8 protein-coding genes and 1 pseudogene are annotated in these 7,043 nt (G+C 59.0%); 3 read left to right on the top strand and 6 right to left on the bottom strand.

The window, feature by feature from the left end:
• Positions 1 to 306: 306 nt before the first annotated feature.
• Both ACS5Q1_RS45660 and ACS5Q1_RS45655 read right to left on the bottom strand, forming a co-directional pair.
• Positions 307 to 1,130 (bottom strand): annotated as a pseudogene (locus ACS5Q1_RS45660) (transposase).
• 521 nt (positions 1,131 to 1,651) lie between these two features.
• A complete protein-coding gene (locus tag ACS5Q1_RS45655) occupies positions 1,652 to 1,969 on the bottom strand; it encodes an ArsR/SmtB family transcription factor (RefSeq protein WP_473104417.1) in 318 nt (105 codons plus the stop codon).
• A gap of 43 nt (positions 1,970 to 2,012) precedes the next feature.
• Between ACS5Q1_RS45655 and ACS5Q1_RS45650 the strand changes: the two genes are divergently transcribed.
• From ACS5Q1_RS45650 to ACS5Q1_RS45640, 3 genes are read left to right on the top strand one after another with little or no spacing between them, the layout of a single operon-like run.
• Positions 2,013 to 2,627, top strand: coding sequence for a DUF6428 family protein (locus ACS5Q1_RS45650; protein ID WP_473104416.1), 615 nt, complete (start codon positions 2,013 to 2,015; stop codon positions 2,625 to 2,627).
• A gap of 8 nt (positions 2,628 to 2,635) precedes the next feature.
• On the top strand, positions 2,636 to 3,178 hold the full coding sequence (locus ACS5Q1_RS45645) for an arsenate reductase ArsC (protein WP_473104415.1): 543 nt from the start codon (positions 2,636 to 2,638) through the stop codon (positions 3,176 to 3,178).
• Positions 3,175 to 3,867 carry an aquaporin gene (locus ACS5Q1_RS45640; RefSeq protein ID WP_473104414.1) on the top strand — a complete coding sequence of 231 codons (693 nt, stop codon included), beginning with the start codon at positions 3,175 to 3,177 and terminating at the stop codon, positions 3,865 to 3,867. The genes ACS5Q1_RS45645 and ACS5Q1_RS45640 overlap by 4 nt, the downstream gene beginning before the upstream one ends.
• An 851-nt stretch (positions 3,868 to 4,718) precedes the next feature.
• On the opposite strand, the gene ACS5Q1_RS45635 is transcribed toward ACS5Q1_RS45640, so the two are convergent.
• The 4 genes from ACS5Q1_RS45635 to ACS5Q1_RS45620 all read right to left on the bottom strand — a co-directional run.
• The gene (locus ACS5Q1_RS45635) at positions 4,719 to 5,165 is read right to left on the bottom strand and encodes a hypothetical protein (RefSeq protein WP_473104413.1); all 447 of its coding nucleotides are present in this window, start codon (positions 5,163 to 5,165) and stop codon (positions 4,719 to 4,721) included.
• Positions 5,158 to 5,706, bottom strand: a complete 549-nt coding sequence (locus tag ACS5Q1_RS45630) for a LuxR C-terminal-related transcriptional regulator (RefSeq protein ID WP_473104412.1) — start codon at positions 5,704 to 5,706, stop codon at positions 5,158 to 5,160. Before ACS5Q1_RS45630 ends, ACS5Q1_RS45635 begins: the two co-directional genes overlap by 8 nt.
• A 441-nt stretch (positions 5,707 to 6,147) precedes the next feature.
• Positions 6,148 to 6,471: a hypothetical protein gene (locus ACS5Q1_RS45625; protein WP_473104411.1), complete on the bottom strand. Its 324-nt coding sequence runs from the start codon at positions 6,469 to 6,471 to the stop codon at positions 6,148 to 6,150.
• 349 nt (positions 6,472 to 6,820) lie between these two features.
• A partial coding sequence (locus ACS5Q1_RS45620; RefSeq protein WP_473104410.1) for a hypothetical protein occupies positions 6,821 to 7,043 on the bottom strand: 223 nt, incomplete at its 5' end.

The following is a 7,043-nucleotide window of genomic DNA, read 5'->3' as shown; positions in this document are numbered from 1 at the left end:
TCCACCTGCCGCAGTTTCGCGACGATGTCCTCGGCCGTGTGTCTCTTCTTGCTCATTCGCTTGTCCTCCATTCGGCTTGAAAGCCATACATCAGGGAGGACCACTTCTCAGGGGGCAGGCCACTGCACCCGAGACGCTGGCGTCGTCATGGTCGAGATTAGCCCCAACCTCTTCGTGGAAGAGAGCATGGCTGAACGTCTTGGACTATTGTGGTAGCCCACTCGCCTCATTGCTTTCGAGGCGCGCGCTGCGGCTGTGTTGCACGGATCGGTTGGTGGACGCACTGAGCCCACCCCAAGCCTTTGCTTAAGCGACGCGGACGGACTTCGGGCGTCCAAGCTCAAGCATGCGGTTTAGGGCCTGAATGGCGATGGCGACCTCCGTCGTGCGACGCCGGTCCGTCCGCGAACGCACTGCATCTCCGATCACTCGTTTAAGCCGGCCGAGAGCTGACTCCACGAGGGCACGACGCGTGTACCCGGATGCCTTCTGCCAACCCATGCGTCCATGTTCGGCGATGCTTTGGAGATGCCGGTCGCGCTGGGTTGGAGCGGTCTCCCCATTCTCGCTCAGCACTGCCGTTGATCGGAGTGGAACGATGACTTCAGCATCAGGATGGTGCTTGCCGACGGTGCCGTAGACACCCGCTTGACCGTAGGCTCCATCACCGGTGAAGGACGCAAGTGGATCTCGACCAGCCACTCACCAGGTCCACAGAGCCACAGGCCTGTGCTGTCGACCAGCAGGTGAAAAGGCCCTCCGGAGCTCGGGCATGGCTTTGGCATCTCCAGAGTTTCGGCCCGGCGGCTCAGGGTTGAGTGATCCGGCACCGCCAGATCCAGACCAAGGAGTTGGAGGATCGAGCCAATCAGGCCTTCGGTCTGACGGAGCGCCAGCCGAAACACCGCCCGCAGGGTCAGCGCTGTCCTGATGGCCAGAGCGGAATAGTGCGGCTGACCGCCTCGTGTCGTGCGGGGCTCGACGCGCCAGGTGGCAATCGCCTCGTCAGAGAACCAGACGATGAGACTTCCCCGTTGGCGCAGGGCGGCATCGTATTCGGACCAGTTCGTCACCCGGTGCCGCTGTCTCGGAATGCGGTGTCGGCGAGCGGCATTGGTCTTGAACGGCACGGTAGAAATCCGAGATCAGGAGGGCACAGCCTTCCTATGACACCCAGATCAAGGCACCAACCCGCCCATTTGTGCAACAAGTTGCCTCGCAGGATCAGGAGGCGCCGAGGGTCGTCGCATCATCATTCGGAAGGATTGAGTGCCGAGAACCGGTCAGGAACAGGAAACGGGTGCAGCAGCTTGGATGCGAAGGCTGACCGTGGATTTCGGAACTGATCCTTTGCGACCAGCCAAGCTCGCCGAGAGAATTGGGAATCACCCGAACACGAATTGCGTGCTCAATCCTTCGGGGCGGTGTTCAGCCAGCGGAATTTTCGGCCATTCGGCGCGAGCCAGTTGGTACCAGCTTGGTACCGGCTCTGATCGGGAACTAAGGGAAAGGCCGGAAAAGGCCTTGGGCCTATGGTAGCGGAGGTCCGTTTCAGCCAATCCCCCCGACACGCGATAGCCTTGTTTTCCTTCAGATCGGACAGATAGGACGAGCAGGATACCCATGGCTTTAGTCAGGAGCAGGCCCCTACTCACGAGCCACACTCCTCCACAACCACACGCGGATCACCCGCACAGCAGTCCTCCATGAGGAATCGGATGAGATCGCGCAGGGCCGAGTAGCCCGCGCTGTAGATGATCGACCGAGCCTCCCGTCTGGCTTGGATCAGCCCAGCACGTTCCAAGTGCGACAGGTGAAACGAGATGTTCGAGGGCGAGACCCCAACCTTCTCGGCAATTGCTCCTGCTGCCATTCCTTCAGGTCCAGCCTGCACAAGCAGGCGCAGCACCCGCAGGCGGGTCTCCTGAGCCAGTGATCCGAACGCATTGATGGCTTGACGCTCATCCATATTTCAATAAACCTTGAAATGTTGAAATGGAGGATAGCGCACCATGACCGCGCTTGCCAGTGCCCCAATCTCTGCAACGACCCAGCCAGTTGCTATGACTATCTCGGACCCTTCAACCGAGGCTTTCCTCGACAGCCTTCGGCCCCATGGAGCACTCCCGCTCGTGATCGCCTACGCCAGTCGCGAGACGAGGGCGGGCTACCACGTCACAGAAATCAAAGCAGGCCGCTTCTCGGGCCTGGACTGCGGGGCCAACCCGGAGGCTTGGACCGAGACCTTCATCCAGGTCTGGGACGTTCCTGGTGAGCCACAGAGCCGGATGATGACGGTCGGCAAGTTCCTCGCCATCATGGACAAGGTGACCCGTGACGTTGGCCTTGATCCCGACTCGCGCCTCACCTTCGAATGCGGTGACGATCTGGGTGTGATCGGTCTTTACGCGGTCGATGGCGTCGCCGTTGAACTGGAACGAGTTCTGGTCTCGCTCGCCCCACGTCACGCATCGTGCAAACCTCGGGATCGCTGGTTTGAAGACAACGGGATCGAGAAGCCAGTGCGCCTGACTGAAGGTGATGCACTCACTGAGAAGGCCATCCGGGACGCTGTGTCAGGATGCTGTTCGACCGGGAAGTCTCCCTCAAACGCCAAGTGCTGTTAGAGGCTGTCATGACTGAGCGAACCTACAATGTTCTCTTTCTCTGCACCGGCAATACCGCTCGCTCGATCCTCGCTGAGGGCATCCTGCGCAAGGACGGGGCTGGACGCTTCAACGCATTCTCGGCGGGGAGCCAACCGAAAGGCACCGTGAACCCGCTCGCCATCAACGTGCTCGGGGCTCACGACTACCCCACGGACGGCTTCCGCTCGAAAAACTGGGATGAATATGCCCAGCCGAATGCGCCCGCGATGGATTTCGTGATCACCGTCTGTGACAGCGCCGCTGGGGAGGCTTGCCCGATCTGGCTGGGGCATCCTTCGGTGGCCCACTGGGGAATCGAAGACCCTGCGGCAGTCCAGGGCTCCGACATGGACAAGGAGCGGGCCTTCGAGCAGGCTTTCCGGTTCCTCAAGAACCGGATCGGCACCTTCCTCAACCTCCCGCTGGCAAGCCTGGATCAGTTCGCGATTGGAACTCGTCTGCACGAGATCGGCCATCTGGAAGGCGCGAGCACTGGCGCAACAGCCGACACCGCCCCGAAGTCCAAATGACGTTCTCTCTCGCGAAGCGGGTGACGGCGGAAGCCCTTGGAACGGGGTTCCTCGTCGCAACCGTGGTGGGCTCGGGCATCATGGCGGACAAGTTGGCAGGCGGGAACACGGCTCTCGCCCTCCTGGGAAACACGTTGCCAACGGGAGCCATCCTGGTTGTTCTGATCCTGGCACTGGCCCGTGTCTCGGGAGCGCACTTCAATCCTGCGGTATCCCTGGTCGAAAGCGTAATGGGCGGGCTGCGATGGCGGGAGTTCGCTCTCTACGTCGTGGCGCAGGTCATTGGCGGTTGTCTTGGGACGCTCACAGCACACGGCATGTTCGATCTGGCCCTCGTCCAGGCATCCACCACCGTGCGGACTGGTACAGCGCAATGGCTGGCTGAGTTTGTGGCGACCTTCGGGCTGTTGATGACGATCCTCGCCGTGGTGAGGTTTCGGATTAAGGCCATCCCCTATGCGGTCGGACTCTACATCACAGCCGCCTACTGGTTCACGTCCTCGGCCTCATTTGCCAATCCGGCAGTGACCATCGCGCGGGCGCTCACGGCCACGTTCGCAGGAATCGCCCTTGCTGACGTACCCGCATTCATCCTGGCCCAACTGCTCGGTGCTCTGGCTGCTATGGTGCTGATGAAATGGCTACTTGCCCCTGATGAGCGTAATCCGCGAGTGGCTAAGCAATCATAGGCTTGATTGGGCACTGTTTCGTGGTTAATTAAACCTTATGACACCTGTCCTCAGCCTGCACCGCTGTTCTTGTCTTGTTCTCAGCGAGGCTGCTCTATCTACGGCTTCATGGTTGAACGGCTGTCGGATTTCCCGTGGGTGATCGTCCGTCGATTGCCCCCCGTGCCCTCACCGGAAGGGTCAGTACCGGCTGGCTGAGAAGTTCGGGCCGACATTCAGCTATGCGAGCTTCTCGATAAGATCGCCTTCGACTGCCCTCGTCAGAGCCTCCCATGGGAGCAGCCTCCGAACCAGTTCGATCTGAATTGCAAGGCTCGGTTCACCGACTTGGCGGTGCCAGCCGTCCTCCCCCTGATCTTCCTTGGTCGAGGCTGCTTGAGCTTGCCAGCCCTTGCCGGATGATTGACCTTGTCGGTCTGCCGACCAGAGGCGGCGAGTTGCTGTCATAGTATTCGGGGAACTGCGAAGAGCTTCGCTGGTACACTGCGTCATGCTGTTGCCGCATGGCAACAGCCACGAAAAAGGGCAGCCATGCTGCCCATTTGTGCTTGCCCAATGTTCAGGCATGAACTATCTTTTGCAATGCAACACAGCGATTGGCGTCGCAGTGTTGCTGCCCTTCTTGGGCGTTTCCTCCCTAAACTTCGGGCCGCTCCCTCGCGGCCTTTTTTCTTATGTGGCCTGTTCTAGCGAAAGTCGCAGGCGACCTGCAAGTAGACTTCCGGCTTACAACAGTGGTCCGTTCCCGCTGATGCGTCGCCACTTATCAATCACAGCACACCGCTTGTGTCTGTCTGAAAGCCGACAAATCGAGACTCCAGTCCTGCTATTTTTGACAAGTGGGTTGCCGCTTAGTTTTGCCGCCCGAAGAGGGCTGCAATCAATCCTCCGCGTCGGCGGACTTCCTGGCGCTCAAGCTGGACCAGAACCTGTTCTTGCTCAGCTTCTAGCTCGTGGGCGATCTCATCCAGAGCTTCAGCCGGGCTCAACCCTGTGTCCGGACCGGATTGATCGTTCCCCACCCCATCCTGTTCTGCGGTCGAGAGTATCTCAATCCGGCCAGGAAAGTCGTTCCGACACTCATACTGGACGTAATCGTGGAAATTGGGCCTGATCCGGTGTGGTTGATCGAGAAGGACCTCATTCCGGACTTCGAGCATGAAGAAGCGCCCTTCCGGAGTGGTCACATCGACCCGCCTGACCACTCCTTCGGAATAGCTCTTCCATGGACCGGAGGGATGGAAGTGAACGCGGACCTGATCCCCGACTGCAATCTCTGTTGTCACCACTTCAGACACTCACAGATGCTCCACCTCGTCGCGGCAGGCGCTGAGCGGCCCACATGGCCGCCTGGGTGCGATTAGACGCCCCGATCTTGCGCAGGATGGCTTTGACGTGGACCTTGATGGTGGCTTCGGTGATATCGAGCTTGCGGGCGATGAGCTTGTTGGGCGCGCCTTCTCTCAAGCAATGCAGGATTTCCATCTCCCGTGCTGAGAGCTTGCACGCCTTCAGATTAGACAGGATCGCCTCTGCCACGCGGTTGCCCTGGAACGGCTGGTTATTGGCTTGGGGAGCGCCAACCATGATATTGCGAAGGATGGCCGAGGGCACCACAGTCTCGCCGAGCATGACGAGTTCAAACGATTTGATCAGAACCTCGGGGGCACTGGCTGCTAAACAGAAACCATCCACGCCTGCCTCATGGCCCAGCCGCACGAAGTTGAGGTCATACGCATCCGCAAGAACAACGATGCGAGCCTCTGGAGCCTGATCTCGCACCTGTCTGACGATCTCAAGCACGCGACCGGTGTTCTGGCGGGCCTCGATCAGGACCAAGGCAGCCTCCGGAACTAAGTTTTGGAACCGTCTTGACCCAGCGACAGAAGCGGCCTCGGCAATGACAAAGGGGCTTCCCGATAGAATGTGTTGAAGCCCCGAACGCAGCAGGGAGTTATCACAGATTAGAACCGTTGGGACCGCTGTGGTCAGAATGGCGGACGGGGTGTCAGTGTCCGACGTGCGATCATGCACAAGCGTCAGCGTTTGCAAAGCCATCCGTTCCCCCTGTTTAACTTTCCCCATTAAGCAAATGTAAACAGGTCATTAGAGCTTCGTCTGTCGGAAACCCGACGAAAGTGATCAGCCGATAGTCTGAAGTGTTGCCGGTGGTTATTCCCCTCTCTAAACTCAGCAATACAGGACACAGACCAGCGATCTACGTCCATCTTATCTGAGAGATTGAGGCCACTGTCTGAGGATAGGCTATTGAAAGCTTGCTCACGCGCAGACTTCTGGTGCTTCCGTCCTACATTGGGGCGCAGTTTGCGTGCCAGAGATTGTTCGGGTTGTGATTTGAAACAGGTAGAAGCCGTTGTAGCGCACACCTGCACGGACTGCTCTTTCATGGAAGCCGGGTGGCGCAACATCCTGGCTGCGGAGAACGCGCTCAAATGACCATGCCTCCGCGTCGATAAAGCCGGGGATCGGACGGTCTTCTGGCACGGCGCAGAAGAGCTTGGGTCGCTGGTTGTTGCGGAAGAGGTTGTAGGCACACTCCCGCAGGACCGGACCGGCTGCCGCCGAGTCATGCATCATTGTCATGGCATTTCCCCTACCAACCGCGTGCGCTCAGTTCTTATGGAAAGCCTCGCGGTCTGTGCCAGCCCCATGCTGGGCCAATGTACGGTGGCAAGTTGGTCAATTCGGGCCGGTTTGTCTGTCGGATTCCCAACACACGCGAAGAGAAAGCTATATTTCTCCCCAAAACCGCAACCGAATACTCACGCTTGCACTTGTAAGAAAACTCAATTGGATGAGCAATGACGGTCCTCCAGCGGATTCCAGACCCTGAACGCTCTAGCTTTGCTTTTTCCATCTGAGCCCGCGACGCCAATCAAGAATTTGCGCAACCGGCAGACCGAGTGACGCGCCCATGAGCATGATCGCATTCTCAGGTCGGGTGACCCTCCGTATCTTCAATTCCGGGCGACTGTTCGACAGGAATTTGCTGATCCGGCATCTTTGCACTCTCGGTTGACTCGTGCTTTTCGTTCTGGTGGGCCGGGTTGCCGGTTCCGTGCTCCTGCACGCCACTGCGGCGGCGGCTGTTGACGCTCAGGTTCTCTAAGCCTGTATCCTCGTTCGTCTGCTTATTTCCTGCCATGGCCACCTCC

Source organism: Microvirga sp. GN3, from assembly GCF_055792825.1.
The sequence above is the reverse complement of the archived record's forward strand: the minus strand, read 5'-3'. Positions and strand labels throughout refer to the sequence as shown.

Coding starts and splice junctions, on each gene's coding strand:
- ACS5Q1_RS45625 (WP_473104411.1), bottom strand. CDS start 6,471: ATGACAATGATGCATGACTCGGCGGCAGCCGGTCCGGTCCTGCGGGAG.
- ACS5Q1_RS45655 (WP_473104417.1), bottom strand. CDS start 1,969: ATGGATGAGCGTCAAGCCATCAATGCGTTCGGATCACTGGCTCAGGAG.
- ACS5Q1_RS45645 (WP_473104415.1), top strand. CDS start 2,636: ATGACTGAGCGAACCTACAATGTTCTCTTTCTCTGCACCGGCAATACC.
- ACS5Q1_RS45650 (WP_473104416.1), top strand. CDS start 2,013: ATGACCGCGCTTGCCAGTGCCCCAATCTCTGCAACGACCCAGCCAGTT.
- ACS5Q1_RS45640 (WP_473104414.1), top strand. CDS start 3,175: ATGACGTTCTCTCTCGCGAAGCGGGTGACGGCGGAAGCCCTTGGAACG.